This window comes from Methylobacterium sp. Leaf99 (genome assembly GCF_001422375.1).
In the GTDB taxonomy this organism is placed as follows: Bacteria; Pseudomonadota; Alphaproteobacteria; order Rhizobiales; family Beijerinckiaceae; genus Methylobacterium.
In genome coordinates this window covers 26,316-42,846 of the sequence record NZ_LMMU01000009.1, presented here as the reverse complement: position 1 = coordinate 42,846, position 16,531 = coordinate 26,316, and the positions used below count along the sequence as shown (strand labels likewise).

Annotated in this window: 21 protein-coding genes; 10 read left to right on the top strand and 11 right to left on the bottom strand. The window is 71.0% G+C overall.

Features of this window, described 5'->3' with window-relative positions; all coding sequences use genetic code 11:
- Positions 1 to 36 precede the first annotated feature (36 nt).
- Positions 37 to 264: a hypothetical protein gene (locus ASF28_RS16965; protein ID WP_056095294.1), complete on the top strand. Its 228-nt coding sequence runs from the start codon at positions 37 to 39 to the stop codon at positions 262 to 264.
- 91 nt (positions 265 to 355) lie between these two features.
- Entirely contained in the window at positions 356 to 781 is a 426-nt protein-coding gene (locus tag ASF28_RS16960) for a PilZ domain-containing protein (RefSeq protein ID WP_056095292.1), read from the top strand.
- Between the two features lie 42 nt (positions 782 to 823).
- Here ASF28_RS16960 and ASF28_RS16955 read toward each other — a convergent pair whose 3' ends face one another.
- The gene (locus ASF28_RS16955) at positions 824 to 1,255 is read right to left on the bottom strand and encodes an HIT family protein (protein ID WP_056095290.1); all 432 of its coding nucleotides are present in this window, start codon (positions 1,253 to 1,255) and stop codon (positions 824 to 826) included.
- Between the two features lie 145 nt (positions 1,256 to 1,400).
- Between ASF28_RS16955 and ASF28_RS16950 the strand changes: the two genes are divergently transcribed.
- Positions 1,401 to 2,372: a cation diffusion facilitator family transporter gene (locus ASF28_RS16950; protein ID WP_056095287.1), complete on the top strand. Its 972-nt coding sequence runs from the start codon at positions 1,401 to 1,403 to the stop codon at positions 2,370 to 2,372.
- Here ASF28_RS16950 and ASF28_RS16945 read toward each other — a convergent pair.
- Together ASF28_RS16945 and ASF28_RS16940 are read right to left on the bottom strand one after the other, a co-directional pair.
- Positions 2,342 to 2,863: a glutathione peroxidase gene (locus tag ASF28_RS16945; RefSeq protein ID WP_056095283.1), complete on the bottom strand. Its 522-nt coding sequence runs from the start codon at positions 2,861 to 2,863 to the stop codon at positions 2,342 to 2,344. The two genes, ASF28_RS16950 and ASF28_RS16945, sit on opposite strands and share 31 nt — an antisense overlap.
- A gap of 21 nt (positions 2,864 to 2,884) precedes the next feature.
- Positions 2,885 to 4,129, bottom strand: coding sequence for a GNAT family N-acetyltransferase (locus ASF28_RS16940; RefSeq protein WP_056095281.1), 1,245 nt, complete (start codon positions 4,127 to 4,129; stop codon positions 2,885 to 2,887).
- A 140-nt stretch (positions 4,130 to 4,269) separates the two neighbouring features.
- Between ASF28_RS16940 and ASF28_RS16935 the strand changes: the two genes are divergently transcribed.
- On the top strand, positions 4,270 to 4,668 hold the full coding sequence (locus ASF28_RS16935) for a hypothetical protein (protein WP_157085634.1): 399 nt from the start codon (positions 4,270 to 4,272) through the stop codon (positions 4,666 to 4,668).
- 20 nt (positions 4,669 to 4,688) lie between these two features.
- Here ASF28_RS16935 and ASF28_RS16930 read toward each other — a convergent pair whose 3' ends face one another.
- A complete protein-coding gene (locus tag ASF28_RS16930; protein ID WP_056095275.1) occupies positions 4,689 to 5,441 on the bottom strand; it encodes a glycerophosphodiester phosphodiesterase family protein in 753 nt (250 codons plus the stop codon).
- On the bottom strand, positions 5,438 to 5,911 hold the full coding sequence (locus ASF28_RS16925) for a RidA family protein (RefSeq protein ID WP_056095273.1): 474 nt from the start codon (positions 5,909 to 5,911) through the stop codon (positions 5,438 to 5,440). Before ASF28_RS16925 ends, ASF28_RS16930 begins: the two co-directional genes overlap by 4 nt.
- Positions 5,912 to 6,148: 237 nt before the next feature.
- On the opposite strand from ASF28_RS16925, the gene ASF28_RS16920 reads away from it, so the two are divergent.
- The 3 genes from ASF28_RS16920 (at position 6,149) to ASF28_RS16910 (ending at position 9,508) form a co-directional block, all read left to right on the top strand.
- Entirely contained in the window at positions 6,149 to 7,342 is a 1,194-nt protein-coding gene (locus ASF28_RS16920) for an aspartate aminotransferase family protein (RefSeq protein WP_056095267.1), read from the top strand.
- A gap of 41 nt (positions 7,343 to 7,383) precedes the next feature.
- A complete protein-coding gene (gene argF / locus ASF28_RS16915) occupies positions 7,384 to 8,331 on the top strand; it encodes an ornithine carbamoyltransferase (RefSeq protein ID WP_056095790.1) in 948 nt (315 codons plus the stop codon).
- Positions 8,332 to 8,500: 169 nt separating this feature from the next.
- On the top strand, positions 8,501 to 9,508 hold the full coding sequence (locus ASF28_RS16910) for an Hsp33 family molecular chaperone (RefSeq protein ID WP_056095264.1): 1,008 nt from the start codon (positions 8,501 to 8,503) through the stop codon (positions 9,506 to 9,508).
- 10 nt (positions 9,509 to 9,518) lie between these two features.
- On the opposite strand, the gene ASF28_RS16905 is transcribed toward ASF28_RS16910, so the two are convergent.
- Genes ASF28_RS16905 through apaG form a run of 4 tightly spaced genes read right to left on the bottom strand, consistent with a single transcriptional unit; the run spans position 9,519 to position 11,997 of the window.
- Positions 9,519 to 9,803 carry a YciI family protein gene (locus ASF28_RS16905; protein WP_056095262.1) on the bottom strand — a complete coding sequence of 95 codons (285 nt, stop codon included), beginning with the start codon at positions 9,801 to 9,803 and terminating at the stop codon, positions 9,519 to 9,521.
- A gap of 25 nt (positions 9,804 to 9,828) precedes the next feature.
- Positions 9,829 to 10,437, bottom strand: a complete 609-nt coding sequence (gene speG / locus ASF28_RS16900) for a spermidine N1-acetyltransferase (RefSeq protein ID WP_082476639.1) — start codon at positions 10,435 to 10,437, stop codon at positions 9,829 to 9,831.
- Positions 10,434 to 11,600 carry an acetylornithine deacetylase gene (gene argE, locus ASF28_RS16895; protein WP_056095259.1) on the bottom strand — a complete coding sequence of 389 codons (1,167 nt, stop codon included), beginning with the start codon at positions 11,598 to 11,600 and terminating at the stop codon, positions 10,434 to 10,436. The genes speG and argE overlap by 4 nt, the downstream gene beginning before the upstream one ends.
- A gap of 4 nt (positions 11,601 to 11,604) precedes the next feature.
- Entirely contained in the window at positions 11,605 to 11,997 is a 393-nt protein-coding gene (gene apaG / locus ASF28_RS16890; protein WP_056095256.1) for a Co2+/Mg2+ efflux protein ApaG, read from the bottom strand.
- A 219-nt stretch (positions 11,998 to 12,216) separates the two neighbouring features.
- On the opposite strand from apaG, the gene ASF28_RS16885 reads away from it, so the two are divergent.
- The 3 genes from ASF28_RS16885 (at position 12,217) to msrA (ending at position 14,448) form a co-directional block, all read left to right on the top strand.
- Positions 12,217 to 12,582 (top strand): hypothetical protein, encoded by a 366-nt coding sequence (locus ASF28_RS16885; protein ID WP_244475064.1) that lies wholly within the window; start codon positions 12,217 to 12,219, stop codon positions 12,580 to 12,582.
- A 105-nt stretch (positions 12,583 to 12,687) separates the two neighbouring features.
- Positions 12,688 to 13,785, top strand: a complete 1,098-nt coding sequence (locus tag ASF28_RS16880; RefSeq protein WP_157085633.1) for a 2'-deoxycytidine 5'-triphosphate deaminase — start codon at positions 12,688 to 12,690, stop codon at positions 13,783 to 13,785.
- Positions 13,786 to 13,923: 138 nt separating this feature from the next.
- On the top strand, positions 13,924 to 14,448 hold the full coding sequence (msrA, locus tag ASF28_RS16875) for a peptide-methionine (S)-S-oxide reductase MsrA (protein WP_056095247.1): 525 nt from the start codon (positions 13,924 to 13,926) through the stop codon (positions 14,446 to 14,448).
- Here msrA and ASF28_RS16870 read toward each other — a convergent pair.
- Together ASF28_RS16870 and ASF28_RS16865 are read right to left on the bottom strand one after the other, a co-directional pair.
- Positions 14,432 to 15,784 (bottom strand): sensor histidine kinase, encoded by a 1,353-nt coding sequence (locus tag ASF28_RS16870; protein WP_056095243.1) that lies wholly within the window; start codon positions 15,782 to 15,784, stop codon positions 14,432 to 14,434. The two genes, msrA and ASF28_RS16870, sit on opposite strands and share 17 nt — an antisense overlap.
- A gap of 56 nt (positions 15,785 to 15,840) precedes the next feature.
- On the bottom strand, positions 15,841 to 16,509 hold the full coding sequence (locus ASF28_RS16865) for a response regulator (protein WP_056095239.1): 669 nt from the start codon (positions 16,507 to 16,509) through the stop codon (positions 15,841 to 15,843).
- Between the last annotated feature and the right edge of the window lie 22 nt (positions 16,510 to 16,531).

Sequence of the window (16,531 nt, the reverse complement as noted above, 5' to 3'; positions counted from 1 at the left end):
AGCCGTCTGCCGAGCGGGCGAATCGGAGGTTGACCGATGCAGAATTACAACGTTTTCTGCCTCAGGACCGTCGAGGGCCTGTGCTGCGCCGTGCCGGAGAGCCGCGCGGTGCCGCACTTCCTCGGCGGCGGACACTGGTCGTTCGGCGGCAAGATCGCGGATCTGGGCGCGGCCCCCATCGAGTTCGACGACCGGGCGGCGGAGACGGCCGTGCGCTTCAACGGCTTCTACCTGTTCCAGACCATGGACAGCCGCTTCCACTGACCGGCCGCGAATCCGGCATTCCGGCGATCATTCCTTAAGGCGCGCGTGCCAGGGTACCGGCATTACGTGCGGTGAACGGAGGTCGCGCCCCATGTCGGAGCATCGCAGGGAAGTACGGCAGAGGACGTTCCTCAAGGGCCGGATCCTGTTCAACAAGGGCGCGTCGAGCATGGATTGCCTCGTGCGCGACATGTCGGCCTCCGGTGCACGCTTGGCGCTCACCGAGACCTCGACGCTGCCCGATTCCTTCGAGCTCTACATTCCGCAGAAGGACAAGACCTACCGCTCGACCCTGGCCTGGCGCCGCGCCGACGGCGTCGGCATTGCCTTCGCCCTCGAGGCCGCGCCGGCCTCCGCGCCGGCTCCCGCCGAGGATACCACCTCGCTCATGGCCCTGATGCGCCGCGTGAGCGAGCTCGAGGCCGAGAACGCGGCCCTGCGCCGCCTGCTCATGGGTGCGCCCGTCGCCGCGGCCGGGACCGCCATGGGGACCGGCGAAACCCTCAACGCCGGGTGACGCGAGCGTCGCCGCGGGCTCGCCTTGCCCGAGCGACAACCGTTACGCCGTCTCCAGCGCCGCCCGGATCCGCGCCGCGTGATCGGCGAGCAGACCCTGATCGGCCATGCCGCCCGTGTGACGCCCGAGGGCCACGCCGTCGAAGCGCGGCAGGATGTGGACGTGGAGGTGGAACACCGTCTGGCCGCCGGCCGGCTCGTTGTACTGGAACACCGTCAGGCCGTCGGCCGCGAACGCCGCCTTCGCCGCGCGGGCGACGCGTTGGACCGTCGCCGCCACCGCCGCGAGGGAGGCCGGGTCGGCGTCGAGGAGACCACGGGCCGGGGCCTTGGGGATCACCAGGGTATGGCCCTCGCCCTGGGGCATCACGTCCATGAACGCCAGGGTGTGGTCGTCCTCGTAGACCCGGTGAGCCGGGATCTCCCCGCGTAAAATCTTGGCGAAGATGTTCTGGGGGTCATAGGCTGCGGTCACGGCCGGTCGCTCCGATGAAATCGTTTCGGGCGCCACGATGCACAGGCGCCCCCCGCGCGTCCACCGGGCGAACCTTGACCGTACTCAGCGCGTTGCAGGGATCGACGCCAGGGACTCCCCCGGCCCCTTTCCGGACGAGACCCGCATGGCCCACGAGAGCACCAGCGCCATCTACACCGCCGCCGGCGCCAACCTCGCCATCGCGGCGGCGAAGTTCGTCGGCGCGTTCTTCACCGGCTCCTCGGCCATGCTGGCCGAGGGCGTCCACTCCATGGTGGACACCACCAACCAGATCCTGCTGCTGGTGGGCATGAAGCGGGCGAAGCGCCCGGCGGATGCCCTGCACCCGTTCGGCTACGGCCGGGAGATCTACTTCTACGCCTTCATCGTCGCGCTGTTCATCTTCCTCGGGGGCGGCGCCTTCGCGGTCTACGAGGGCATCCACAAGCTGCATTATCCCGAGCCGGTCTCGGACGCCCACGTGTTCGGCCACACCATCCCGGGCCTGTGGGTCAATGTCGGCATCCTCGGCTTCGCCGTGCTCGCCGAGGGCTATTCCTGTGCCGTCGCCCTGAAGTCGTTCTGGGCCGAGAAGGGCAGCCGGCCGCCGATCACCGCCATCCGCCGCAGCAAGGACCCGGCCCTGTTCACGGTGCTCATCGAGGACGTCGCCGCCCTGATGGGCCTCGTGGTCGCCCTCTCGGGCGTGATCCTGGCGCATGTCCTCGACATGCCCGACCTCGACGGCTGGGCCTCCATCGCCATCGGGGCGATCCTCATCGGCATGGCGGCCTTCCTGATGATCGAGACCCACGGCCTGCTCATCGGCGAGGCGGCGGACCCGGCCCTCGTCGCCGCCATCCGCGCGGTGGTCCGCACGGAGCCGGGCGTCCACAACGTCAACGCCGTGCTGACCCAGCACATGGGGCCGTCCGACATCCTGGTGAACGTCAGCCTCGACATGGACGACACCCTGAGCGCCGGCGCCATCGAGGCGATGGTCGGACGCCTCGAACGCAAGCTCAAGGCGAAGAGCCCCGACGTGACCCGGGTGTTCATCGAGATCCAGTCGAAGGAGGCGGCCTCCTACCCGGCGACCGCCGCCGCCGAGGCCTGAGGCGCCGGCTCGGCCAGGGCCTTCGCGATGGCCGCGTCGAGATCGGCCGGCTTCGTCTTCGGGGCGTAGCGGGCGATCACCCGGCCGTCGCGGCCGACGAGGAACTTGGTGAAATTCCACTTGATGCCCGTGAGGCCGAGCAGTCCCGGCCGTTCACGCTTGAGGTGGGCGAAGACCGGGTCGGCGTCGGCTCCGTTCACCGCCACCTTGGCGAGCACCGGGAAGGTCACGTCGTAGGTCAGGCTACAGAATCGGGCGATCTCGGCGGCATCCCCCGGTTCCTGGGCGCCGAACTGGTTGCAGGGAAACCCCAGCACCGCGAGGCCGGCGGCGCGGTGGCGGCGCCACAGGTCCTCGAGCCCGGCATACTGCCCGGTGAAGCCGCATTGCGAGGCGGTGTTGACGACGAGGAGCACCTCGCCGCGATGCTGCGCGAGCGGATACGGCGTGCCGTCGGCGGCGCGCGGAACGAGGCTGTGCAGGTCGGTCATCGGGCGCCTTCGGCAATGGTTTCAGACTGGCTCGTCGGGCCCGCCCTCGATCCCGCCGCGCCGGAACGGCGTCAGGGTGTCGAGCGCGTCGGCCGCCTCGATCACGTGCGCGCGCTCGCGCTCGAGGTAGTCGGCCACGGCCCGGCGCAGGGCGGGGTCGGCGATGTCGTGGGCCGAATGCATGAGCACCGGCCGGTAGCCGCGCGCGAGCTTGTGCTCGCCCTGGGCCCCGGCCTCGACGCGCTTCAGGCCGTGCGCGATGGCGTAGTCGATGGCCTGATAGTAGCAGACCTCGAAATGCAGGAACGGATGGTCCTCGACGCAGCCCCAGTTGCGGCCGTAGAGGGCGACGTCGCCGATGAAGTTGATGGCGCCGGCGATGATCTGCCCCTCGCGCCGGGCCAGGATCAGCAGTACCCGCTCGGGCATGCGCGCGCCGACGAGGTCGAAGAACTTGCGGTTGAGGTAGGGCCGGCCCCATTTGCGCGCGCCGGTGTCGGAGTAGAACGCGTAGAACGCCTCCCAGTGCTCGGGCTTCAGGTCGGCGCCGGTGACGTGTTCGATGGTGATGCCGTTGGCAAGCGCGTCCCGGCGCTCGCGCCGGATCGCCTTGCGTTTGCGGGAGGCCAGCGCGCCCAGGAAATCCTCGAAGGTGGCGTAGCCGGCATTGTCCCAGTGGAACTGCTGGTCGACGCGCTGGAGGAACCCGAGTTCCCCGGCCTGCGTCCATTCCCGCTCCTGCATGAAGGTGACGTGGATCGACGAGGCCTTGGTCTCGGCCCGCAGGGCGCGCAGGCCCGCCACCAGGGCGGAGGCGGCCTCGTTCACGTCCTGGCCCGGCGCGATGAGGAAGCGCGCCCCGGTGACGGGGGTGAACGGCACGCTGACCTGGAGCTTGGGGTAATAGGCCCCGCCGGCCCGCTCGTAGGCGTCGGCCCAGCCATGGTCGAACACGTACTCGCCCTGGCTGTGGGATTTGAGATAGCACGGCGCCACCCCGACGAGGCGGCCCTCGCGCTCCACCGCCACGTGGAGCGGCAGCCAGCCGGTGTGGCGCGAGACGCAGCCCGAATCCTCCAGGGCCGACAGGAAGGCGTGGGAGGTGAACGGGTTGTGGGTCTCGTCCCCGGCCGACAGGGTCTCGGGCGAGGTGGCGCAGGAATCCCATTCGGCTGCCGCGATCTGGCCCAGGCCCTGGACGGCGCGGACCTGCAGTTCGGTCACGATCTCGGCGGGGGCGGCGGGGGCTGCGTCGGGCGTGTCCATGAGGAGGCAATCTAGGCCCCGCCGGCGGAGGGGCCAAGGGCGGAGCGGGGCCGGCACCGTCGCAGGCCGGTTGCCAGGACGGCCCCGCAAGCTCAAGATCACGCGGAACTTCCCTTCGGAAGGGGCAAACGATGGGACTGATGAACGTTCATGCCGGGCAGACGCATCCGTCCCGCACGCCGCCGGACGATTTTGCCCAAGACGTCCTGATCGAGATGGCCAATCTCGACGAACAGGACACCAACATTCCTGGCACGATCTTCATCTCGACGGCACTGGGCGCGCATGGCCCTCGGGTAAAGTGGTATCCCGATAGGGCGGGCAGGACCCTGCCCTGCCTCATCGTCTCCATCGGCCCGGACCCGCAGCCCCGCGACGACTTTCTACCCGTCACCCTTTCGCGTGTCGCGCTTCCGCGCGTGATCGCGTGGGTGCGCCTCAACCACGTTGCCCTGCTCGACTTTTGGAACAACGGGGCATCGTGGAATCGCCGCGAGGTTTCTGCCTTCCTCGAGGGACTGAAGCCCCTGGCGAAGTAGGCCGCCAGGGCGAGGATTTCTCAGGGGATAAACCCCTCGAACACCATCTGGTCGGCATGCGCTTCGGCATGGCGGCGCTGGTCCGGATTGCGCACGGTCCAGGTCATGACCGGACGCGCGCCGAGCAGCCGGCAGAGATGGACCGGCGCGCAGGGCAGGTCGTCCACGCGCCACGACAGGAAGTCCGGCGCGGTCTCGTCGAAATGCAGCAGGTCCGACAGCGAGCGGCGCAGGCTCGGGGGCAGGGCGGCGTAGGCCGGGTCGTCCTGGCGGGTCTCGCCGACGATGCCGCGCGGAATGGTTGGGGCGAGGTCGCGCAGGGCGGTCACGAGGTGCGGGTCGAACGACTTGACCGCCACGGGGCCGTCATAGGCGAGGGCGAGTTCGGCGACGCGCTCCATGAGGCGCAGGTCTCCCGCGTAGTGCGACTTCACCTCGATCACGAGGGGCGTGCGTCCGGCGATGGCGGCAAGGAAGTCGGGCAGGGTCGGGATGCGTTCGGGCGATCCGGCCACGGCGAGATCGGACAGGGCAGCCGCCGTGAGGCTGTCCACCGGGTCGGACACCCCGGTCAGGCGCCCGAGCCCGGCATCGTGAAAGACCATCGCCTCGCCGTCGGCGCTGCGCTGCACGTCGCACTCGATGGCGTAGCCGCCACGAATCGCGGCCTCGGCCGCCGCGACCGTGTTCTCCGGCACGCCGGCCGCCCGGTCGTGCAGGCCGCGATGGGCGATGGGCCGGGCGGTGAGCCAGGCCGGTGCGTTGACGCTCACTTGACCTCGAACATCGCCTCGACCTCGACGGCGGCGTCGAGGGGGAGTTCGGCGACGCCCACGGTGGCCCGGGCGTGGCGGCCCCGGTCGCCGAGGATCTCGACCATGAGGTCGGAGGCGCCGTTCATGATGCCGGCGAGGCCGGCAAAGCTCGGCACCGCGTTGATGAAGCCGCCGAGCCGCACGCACTGCACCACGCCGTGGTCGAGGTCGCCCACGGCCGCCTGCACCTGCGCCAGGACGTTGATGGCGCACAGGCGCGCGGCGGCGATGCCGTTCTCCACCGAGACCTCGGCGCCGAGCTTGCCGAGATGGGCCGGGTCGAGCTTGCCGTCGGCGGAAAAGCAGATCTGCCCCGAGATCACCACGAGATTGCCGGTGCGCACGAACGGCACGTAGTTCGCCACGGGGGCCGCCGCCTTCGGCAGGGTGAGGCCGAGCGCCTCCAGACGTTCCTTGGCCGTGCTCATCCGCGTCGCGTCTCCTTCGAAACTCTTGTGGGGGCGCTCTGACCATGTCCGCGCGCGGCACGCAAGGCATCCCCGCGGCGGGTGTAGCGTGCCGTCATGTCGGCGGTGTGAACCCGTCCCGTCATTGACAGAATTGGGCTTTTCTCTAGTAATCGCGCGCGTGCCGCCCCCTTGCCGAGGCGGCACTTTCATTTGGTGCGGCCGCCTTCGGCCGCCGCGAGACACGGAGTCGGGATCGTGACATCCGCCCTTCTGCCGACCTATGCCCGGGCCCCCATCGCCTTCGAGCGCGGCGAGGGCGCATGGCTCGTGGCACGCGACGGCGAGCGATACCTCGATTTCGGCGCCGGCATCGCGGTGAACGCGCTCGGCCACGCCCACCCCCACCTCGTGGAAGCCCTGACGTCCCAGGCGCAGAAGCTCTGGCACACCTCGAACCTGTTCGAGATCCCCGACGGCGAGCGCCTGGGGCAACGCCTCGTCGACGCGACCTTCGCCGACGTGGCGTTCTTCGCCAATTCCGGGGCCGAGGCCAACGAGGCCGCCATCAAGATGGCGCGCAAGTACCACGCGGTCGGCGGCCACCCCGAGCGGTTCCGGATCATCACCTTCGAGGGCGCGTTCCACGGGCGGACGCTCGCCACCATCGCGGCCGGCGGACAGGCCAAGTACATCGAGGGCTTCGGTCCGAAGGTGGACGGGTTCGATCAGGTGCCGACAGGCGATTTCGACGCCCTCGAAGCCGCCATCGGCCCGGAGACCGCCGCCCTGATGATCGAGCCGATCCAGGGCGAGGGCGGCGTGCGGGTGATCCCGCACGAGCACCTGCGCGCCCTGCGCGCCCTGTGCGACGCGCACGGCCTCCTGCTCATCATGGACGAGGTCCAGACCGGGGTCGGGCGCACGGGCCGGCTGTTCGCGCATGAATGGTCCGGCGTGACCCCGGACATCATGAGCGCGGCCAAGGGCATCGGCGGCGGCTTTCCCCTCGGCGTCTGCCTCGCCACGGCCGAGGCCGCGCGCGGCATGACGGCCGGCACCCACGGCACCACCTTCGGCGGCAATCCGCTGGCCATGGCGGTGGGCAACGCCGTGCTCGACGTGGTCCTGGCCGACGGCTTCCTCGACCGGGTCGGACAGGTGGGGCTGCTCCTGAAGCAGCGTCTCGCCGCCCTCCAGGACCGCCACCCCACGGTGATCCGGGAAATCCGCGGCGACGGGCTCATGCTCGGACTCAAGCTCGGCGTGCTCAACACCGACTTCGCCGCGGCGGCACGGGACATGCACCTCCTCGTCATCCCGGCGGGCGACAACGTCGTGCGCCTGCTGCCGCCGCTCATCATCACCGATGCGGACGTGGCCGAGGCCGTGTCGCGCCTCGACGCGACGGCCACCGCCCTCGAGACCCGGACCCAGGGAGCGGCCGCGTGACGGCCGGCCCCGCGACGAACCGTCAGACGAAGAACGGACCCATGACCACGACCCTCAACGGGACCCAGAGCGGCCCGCGCCACTTCCTCGACCTCAAGGACTTTTCCCCCGCGCAGCTTCGCACGGTGCTGGACGCCGCGGCCGGCATCAAGGCGCGCCGGCGCAAGGGCGAGGTCGCGGCCGAGCGGCCCCTCGTCGGCAAGACCCTGGCGATGGTGTTCGACCGGCCGTCCACCCGCACCCGCGTCTCGTTCGATGTCGGCATGCGCGAACTCGGCGGCGAGACCCTGATGCTGACGGGCGGCGAGATGCAGCTCGGCCGGGGCGAGACCGTGGGCGACACCGCCCGGGTGCTGTCGCGCTACGTCGACGCGATCATGATCCGCATCCTCGACCACGACCTCATGCTGGAGCTGGCCGAACACGCCGAGGTGCCGGTGATCAACGCGCTGACCAAGGTCTCGCATCCGTGCCAGATCATGGCCGACGTGCTGACCTTCGAGGAACATCGCGGGCCGATCCGGGGCCGCACCGTCGCGTGGTCGGGCGACGCCAACAACGTCCTGGCGAGCTGGGTGCACGCCGCCGCGCGGTTCGACTTCACCCTGAACATCGCCGCCCCGCCGGAACTGGCGACCCCGCAGCCCCTCCTCGACTGGGCGCGGGCCGAGGGCGCCAGCCTCAACGTGACCACGGACGCCTACGCGGCCGTGGACGGCGCCGACGTCGTGGTGACCGATTGCTGGGTCTCCATGGGCGACGAGGACGACCATCACCGCCACAACCTGCTCTCGCCCTATCAGGTCAACGCCAAGCTCATGGCGGCGGCGGCCAAGGACGCCCTGTTCATGCACTGCCTGCCGGCCCATCGCGGCGAGGAGGTCACGGCCGAGGTCATCGACGGCCCGCAATCGGTGATCTTCGACGAGGCCGAGAACCGCCTGCATGCCCAGAAGGGTATTTTGGCGTGGTGCCTGCGCGCCCTCTGACGGCGCGACGGGGGACGTACGGCCCCCCGTCGCGCGGGTGGCGATCGCGTCCTATATGAACGGCCGAGGCCAGACGACGGATGGACCGGAGCGCTGAGCGAAGGGCGGCGATCCCATGCGCTCGCGGGATTCCGCTTGGCCCGATCCGTCGCGCCCGAAGGGAGATGCCATGACTGCCGGACACGAACCCGCTTCTCAGACCCCCGTCATCGAGGGCGACGACGACGTGGTGCTGCCCTTCTCCGTCGAGGCCCTCGACGTGCGCGGCCGGGTGGTGCGCCTCGGGCCGTCCGTCGACACCATCCTGCGCCGGCACGGCTACCCCGACGCGGTAGCGCGGCTGCTCGGTGAAGCGGCGGCGCTCACCGTGCTCCTCGGGTCGTCCCTGAAGTTCGAGGGCCGGTTCCAGCTCCAGACCAAGACCGACGGCCCCGTCGAGATGATCGTCGTCGATTTCGAGGCCCCCGACCGGGTCCGCGCCACGGCCCGCTTCGACGCCGCGCGGGTTCAGGCCCTGGGCAGCACCCCTCTGAAGAGCCACGACCTCATCGGGCAGGGGCACCTCGCCATGACCATCGACCAGGGGCCGCAGAGCAGCCGCTACCAGGGCGTCGTCGCCCTGGAGGGCCAGAGCCTGGAAGAGGCGGCGCACCAGTATTTCCGCCAGTCCGAGCAGATCCCGACCCAGGTCCGCCTTGCCGTGGCGGAGGAATTCGCGAACGGCGCCACCACCTACCGGGCCGGCGGCCTCCTCGTGCAGTTCCTGCCGCAATCCGTCGACCGGGCGCGGCTCGCCGACCTGCCCCCCGGCGACATCCCGGAGGGCCACGCCCATTTCGACGCCCAGGGTGTCCCCGAGGACGATGCCTGGGTCGAGGCGCGCAGCCTCGTCTCCACCATCGAGGATCACGAGCTCGTCGATCCGGCGGTGTCGTCCGAGACCCTGCTCTACCGCCTGTTCCACGAGCGCGGCGTGCGGGTGTTCGAGGCGCAAGGGGTGCGCGAGCAGTGCCGGTGTTCGCCCGAGCGCGTGATGGCGATGATCGTGTCGTTCTCGCCCCAGGAGCGCCGCGACATGGTCGCCGACGACGGCCGCATCGGCATCACCTGCGAGTTCTGCTCGCGGCGTTACGATCTCGATCCGGCCGAGGTGGAGGCGCAGGTCGCGGCCGGCTGAGGAACGAGGCTCAGCCCTTCAGGGCCTCCAGTCCCGCGACGGCCGTGGTCACGTCGATTTCGGTCACCGCGAAATCGGCGATGCCGTGCGTCTTGAACGGGTCGCTCTCGAGATAGGCCTCGACCGCGGCGCGCGGGCCGCGGGCGAGGATCACGCCGCCGGTGCGCGGCACCTTGCGCCCGGAGGCGAGGAAGCCGTGCTCGGCATAGCCCGTCTTCAGCCACGCCATGTGGCCCTCCATGTGGCGGTCGGCCTCCTCGGCGCTCTTGAGGTAGGTGAGCGAGACGACGATCATGTCCGTACTCCTGGGGGGAGGGCCGTCAGGCCTTGAGCACCGGCTCGGCGATGTCCCCGCTGCCGCGCCGTGCCAGGTAGGCCGGCTGGAACAGGCACATCCGCACGGCGTCGCGGTACTTGCCGTTCACGAAGAACTCGTCCTTGAGAATGCCCTCCGGCACGAAGCCGCAGCGCTCGTAGATGCGCACGGCCCGGGCGTTGTCCTTGTCCACGTGCAGGTAGAGCTTGTGGATGTTGAGCACGCTGAAGGCGTAGTCCATGGCGATGCGCGTGGCGCGGGGGGCGTAGCCCTGGCCCTGGAAGGCCGGATGGATGGCGATCTGGAACTCGCAGCGCCTGTGGAGGTGGTTGATCTCCACGAGCTCGACGAGGCCCGCGGGCTCGCCGTCGGAATTGGCGATGATGAAGCGCCGCTCGGTCTGGTTGTGGATGTTGCGCTCGTAGAGCTGCGCCAGTTCGGCGAAGGACTCGTAGGCCTCCTCGAACCAGTAGCGCATGATGCTGTCGTTGTTGTTGAGCTGATGCACGAACATCAGGTCCTCGCGCTCCAGGGGCCGGAGCTTGACCGGACCGTCGGCCGCGATGGTGCGGGACACGAAGGTGCCCTTGGTTTGGCTCTTGGTTTGGGTCATGGCCGTGCACATTCCGCGATGAGCCGGGCCATGAAGGCCTCGCCGGCCTCCAGGGCGGCCAGCGTGATGTACTCGTCCGGCTGGTGGGCCTGGTCGATGGAGCCGGGGCCGCACACCACCGTCGGGATGCCCGCCCCCTGGAAGCGCCCGGCCTCCGTGGCGTAGGGCACGGAGATGGTGTGGTTGCGCCCGGCCACCCGCAGGGCGAGGCGCTCGGCCTCCGAGCCCGGCTCGGGCGCGAGGCCCGGCACCGCCACCTCCTCCAGGGTCTCGATGCGCCCGTAATCGCCGTAGCGGTTGAGCCGGTCGCGCAGGGTCGTCTCGACCTTGGCGGCGAACAGGGCCGGGATCTCGCCCATGTCGAGGTCGGGCAGGCCCCGGAACTCCCAGTGGAAGGTGCAGAGCTTGGGCAGAATGTTGCGCGCCGTGCCGCCGGAAATCGTGCCGACATGCACCGTGGTGGCGGGCGGGTCGAACCGGCCGGAGGCGTCGCCGCGGGCGATCATGAGGTCGGCGATGCGGTTCAGTTCCGACACGAGGTCGGCCGCCGCCATCACGGCGTTGGCGCCGAGCATGGGTTTCGCCGAATGCGCCTCGTGGCCGTGCACGGTGGTCAGGTAGGTGACGATGCTCTTGTGGGCGTCGGCCACTTCGAGGTCGGTGGGCTCGCCGACGATGACGGCGCCGGGGCGCGGCAGGTCGGCGCCGAAGCGCGCGATGGTGTCGGCGACGCCGAGACACGTGGTCTCCTCGTCGTAGGACAGGAGGATGTGGATCGGGCGCGCCAGGTCGGCGGCGAGGAAATCCGGGATCGCCGCCAGCGCCAGGGCGCAGAACCCCTTCATGTCGACGGCGCCGCGGCCATAGGCGCGCCCGTCGGCGATGCGCAGGGTGAACGGGTCCGTGGTCCAGGCCTGACCCGTCACCGGCACCACGTCGGTGTGGCCCGACAGGACGATCCCCCCGTCGATCATCGGGCCGATGGTGGCGAACACGGCGGCCTTGTCGCCGTCCGCGCTGGGGATGCGGACGTGCGGGACGTTGAGGCCGTCTAGGTAGCCGCAGACGAAGTCGATGAGGGCGAGGTTCGATTTCGAACTCTCGGTGTCGAAGGCCACGAGCCGCGCCAGCAGATCGAGGGTGGTGGGGCGCGGGCCGGACATCGGTTTAGTGAACGCTGCGGCGGACGTGGGGCGAGTCGAGGGAGAAGGCGGGGATCTCGGCCTCGAAGCTCTCGCCCGCATGAGTCGCCATGGTGTAGCTGCCGGCCATGAGCCCGTCGGGCGTGGTGAGGGGACAGCCGCTGGTGTAGCTGAACGACTCGCCGGGCTCGAGCACGGGCTGCTTGCCGACGACGCCGGCGCCGCGCACCTCCTGGGTCGATCCGCGCCCATCGACGATGCGCCAGTGGCGCGAGCGCAGCTGCACCTGCTCGGAGCCGTTGTTCACGATCTCCACGGTGTAGGCGAAGAAGTAGCGGCTCTCGGCGGGGGAGGATTCCTCCTCGACGAAGCGGGGCTGCACGGTCACGCTGATGCCGCGCGTCTGAGCCTTGTACATCGCCTTCAACGCCTCCGTGGCCGGGCCTGACCCGGCCGCGATCCGGAGGATCGCGACACGCTCAGGGCGCCGTGGTACGGCCCGGCGAAAACCGCGTCAATCGTGGTGAATGCGGGGGTGCCCGCGCAAACGTGAGGATCAGCCTGCGTGATCGACAGGGCCGTTTCGCGTGGTCCCGCACCACTTGCCAAGCGAGGTCTCCTCGCCCGGAGCGGCCTGTTGGCCAGCCTCGCCATCGCCGGGCTGGCGGGGGCCTTCGCCTGGCGCGCCCCGGATTCCAACGGCTGGGCGGCGGCGGCGCTGGCCGCCGCCCTCGTCCTCGACGGGCTGGCGCGGGCGGTCGGAACCCGGGTCGCGCGCCGGGCCGGGCCGGGGCCGCGCCTGTCGGCAATGCCGTCGGTGGTGCTGGCCTTCGGGCCGGGCGCCGGCCTCGGTGCGGTCCTGTTCGGCCTCGGCCTCGTCGTCTGGCCGGCGGGCTTCCCCGTGCTGGCGAGCGCGCTTGCCGGCCTCGTCGCCATGGGAGCCCTCGCCCGTCTCGCCCTGGCGCGGATCGTCCTGAAGGCGCCCGAAGAGCCGGAGGTTTAACGCGGCCTTAGGCGCTCCGTCCGAAACTGGCGCGAATTCCGGCGACCCTGACCCGACGAGGCGCCCGATCGAGCGCGGGCGAAGCCCTGAAGGATGCCGGACGCCATGCAGACCAATGCGCAGACGGGCCCCTCCGCGGGCATCCTGGCGGCGCAGGGCATCGCGGCCCTGACGCAGGCGGGCGCGATCCGGCCGGACACGCCTTACGCCCCCGACCAGATCCAGCCGGCGAGCCTCGACCTGCGCCTCGGCGCCCGGGTGTTTCGCGTCCGCACCAGCTTTCTGCCCGGCGCCCGCACGGTCCAGGCCTGCATCCAGGCCTTCGTCCTGCACGAGATGGACCTGACGCAGGGCGCGGTGCTGGAGACGGGCTGCGTCTACATCGCCGAACTGCAGGAGCACCTCGCCCTGCCGGGCGACCTCGCGGCCAGCGCCAACCCGAAGAGCTCGACGGGCCGGATCGACGTGTTCACCCGGGTCATCACCGACCGGGGCACGGCCTTCGATCAGGTCGAGGCCGGCTATCACGGCCCGCTCTACGCCGAGATCTCGCCCCGCACCTTCCCGGTGAAGGTCCGCACGGGCTCGCGCCTGTCGCAGATCCGCTTCCGCCGGGGCGAGCCGCGCCTGAACGACGGCGAACTCGCGGCGCTTCATGGCAGGACCCCCCTGGTCGATGCGGCGAACCCGTCGTTCCAGGGCGGCATCGCCGTCTCCATCGATCTCTCCGGGTTCGACGGCCTCATCGGCTACCGGGCCAAGCGCCACACCGGCCTCGTCGACGTCGACCGGCCCGGCGCGCACCGGACCGCCGAGTTCTGGGAGCCGCTGGCCGCGGACGGTTCGGGCGCCCTGATCCTCGATCCGGGCCAGTTCTACATCCTGGCCTCGAAGGAATCCGTGCAGGTGCCGCCGGACCACGCCGCCGAGATGGTGCCGTTCGATCCCCTCGTCGGCGAGTTCCGGGTGCATTACGCCGGCTTCTTCGATCCGGGCTTCGGCTTCGCCGGGGCCGGCGGGGCGGGGGCGCGGGCCGTGCTGGAGGTGCGCTCGCGCGACGTGCCGTTCCTGCTGGAGGACGGCCAGATCGTCGGCCGCCTCGTCTACGAGCGCATGGCCGAGGTGCCGGCGACCCTCTACGGGGCCGGGGCCGGCTCGAACTATCAGGCGCAGGGGCTGAAGCTGTCGAAGCACTTCGCCTGAGAGGCACTTCGCCCGACACGTCTTTCGCCCAAGAAGCCCCCGCGACGCTCCGCGCAGGGTGGCCCGGCGGCCCGCCCGCTGGGACATCGGGCGGCGGCACCCTATCTCAGGGCTATCGAGACCCGAGAAAGGACGACCATGAGCAACGAGCGCGCCATCCTCGCCGGCGGATGCTTCTGGGGCATGCAGGACCTGATCCGGCGCCAGGAGGGGGTCGTGTCCACCCGCGTGGGCTACACCGGCGGCGACGTGCCGGACGCGACCTACCGCAACCACGGCACCCATGCCGAGGCCATCGAGATCACGTACGATCCGGCCGTAACGAGCTTCCGGCGGATGCTGGAATTCTTCTTCCAGATCCACGATCCGACGACGCCGAACCGCCAGGGCAACGACCGCGGCCTGAGCTATCGCTCGGCGATCTACTACACCGACGACGTGCAGCGGCAGGTCGCGGAGGAAACCATCGCCGACGTGAACGCCTCCGGCCTGTGGCCCGGCAAGGTCGTCACGGAGGTGACGCCGTCCGGTCCGTTCTGGGAGGCCGAGCCGGAGCACCAGGACTACCTCGAGAAGCGCCCCGACGGGTACACCTGCCACTTCGTCCGGCCGAACTGGACGCTGCCGGCCCGCGCAGAGAAGACCCTCACACCGGCAACGTGAGGCCGGCCCGCAGGCCGCCGAGGCCCGAGCGACCGAGGTGGAGGCCGCCGCCGTAGAGTTCGGCGAGCTCCTGGGTGATCGACAGGCCGAAGCCGTTGCCCGGCACGGACTCGTCGAGGCGCCGGCCCCGCCGGACCGCCTCGGCGGCGGCCTCCGGTACGAGGCCGGGCCCGTCATCCTCGACGGTGATCGCGAGGCCCGCCTCCGTGCTCGCCGCGCCGATCCGGACGTAGCCCCGGCACCATTGGCAGGCGTTGTCGATGAGGTTGCCGAGCATCTCGTCGAGGTCCTGGCCGTCGCAGGCCACCGCCGCCCCGGCCGGCAGGGTCACGTCGATGACGAGGCCTTTCTCCGCATAGAGCCGGGCGAAGGTGGCGCGCAGGTCCGCGACGGGCTCGGCGAGGGCCGTCCGTTCGCGGGTGGCGCCGCCCAGAGCCGCCGCGCGGGCGCGGCGCAGGTGATGGCGCACCTGGCCATCCATGGCGCCGACGAGGCCGCCGAGGGTCCCGTCGGGGTCGTGGGCGCGGTCGGACAGGGCGAGCGATAGGGTCGCGAGGGGCGTCTTCAGGCCGTGGGCGAGGTTGGCCACGTGGGTGCGCGCCCGCTCCAGATTGGCCGCGTTCTGATCGAGGAGGGCGTTGACCTCCGCCACCAGGGGCCGGATCTCCGCCGGCTGCTGGCCGGGCACGCGGGCACGGTGCCCGGCCCGCACCGCCGCGAGGTCGCGGCGCAGGCGCTCCAGGGGCCTGAGGCCGAGGCGCACCTGCGCCAGGGTGCCGGCCATGAGGCTCAGACCCAGGATTCCGAGGATCAGCGCCAAGGCGCCGCCCGCCTCGCGCAGGGGCCCGCGCAGGGCGTCGGCCGGCGCCGAGGCGACGAGCACCGCCGGCGCCACCCCGGCCTCGGGCGGCAGGGTGAGGACCCGCAGGATCAGGCTCTCGCCCCACGGGCCGGTGCCGTCGGCCGGGTGCGGGTGGCCCGGGCGACGCCCGTCACGGGCCCGCTCGCCGGGATCGAGGTCGCGGCCCTCCAGGGCACCCGAGCGCAGGACGGCGTCGCCCTGGCGGACCTGCCAGTACCAGCCGGCCCGGTCGCGGTCGAAGGGCGGTCCGTCGAGGCTGCGCGTGAGGCGCAGGCGGTTCCCGGGACCGCGCTCAAGGCCGGCCGCGAGGGCGACGAGCTGGCTGTCGAGGCGGCTGTCGAGCTGTCCCCGGACGAAGCGGTGGAGGACGAGCCCGATGGCCACGCCCGCCACCACCAGGGCGACGGTGATGGCGACCAGGGCGGCGAGGAGGAGCCGGCGCTGGAGCGACCCGAGGTGGAACGGCCCCGGCAAGCGTTCGGGTTTCGGCGCGGGCGGGGCAGGGGGCTGGGACTTCCCGCCGGGGGGCCTCATGCGGCGTCCCCCGGCATCAGGCGGTAGCCGTGGCCGCGCACGCCCTCGATGCGGGCCGGGGCGATCTTGCGGCGCAGGCGGGTGATAATGACCTCGACGGAGTTCGAATCGACGTCGGCATCGCCGTCATAGACCCGCTCGATGAGCTGGCCGCGGGGCACCACCCCGTCCTTGCGCAGGATGAGGCAGGACAGCACCCGCCATTCGAGGCCCGTGAGCTTCAGGGGCAGGCCGTCGCGCTCGAAGGTGCCCAATCCCGAATCGTATGTGAGGGGGCCGCAGACCACGCGGTTCGCGCCGTGGGCCGTGGCCCGGCGCACGAGGGCGCGCAGGCGGATCACGAGTTCCTCGACCCGGAACGGCTTGACCAGGAAGTCGTCGGCCCCGGCCTTGAAGCCCGCCACCTTGTCGCTCCAGCCGTCGCGCGCCGTGAGGATGAGCACCGGCACCGTCCGGCCTTCGCCGCGCCAGGCCTGGAGCACGGCGATGCCGTCGCGCTTGGGCAGGCCGAGGTCGAGCACCACGGCGTCGTAGGTCTCGGTCTCGCCGAGATGCTGGCCGTCCTCGCCGTTCGCGGCGTGGTCGAGGGCGAAGTTTTCGGCGCGCAACGCTTTGGCGATCTCGGCGGCGAGGGGCGCGTCGTCCTCCACGAGCAGGATCTTCATCGGGCGCAGGGTCCGTCGGATT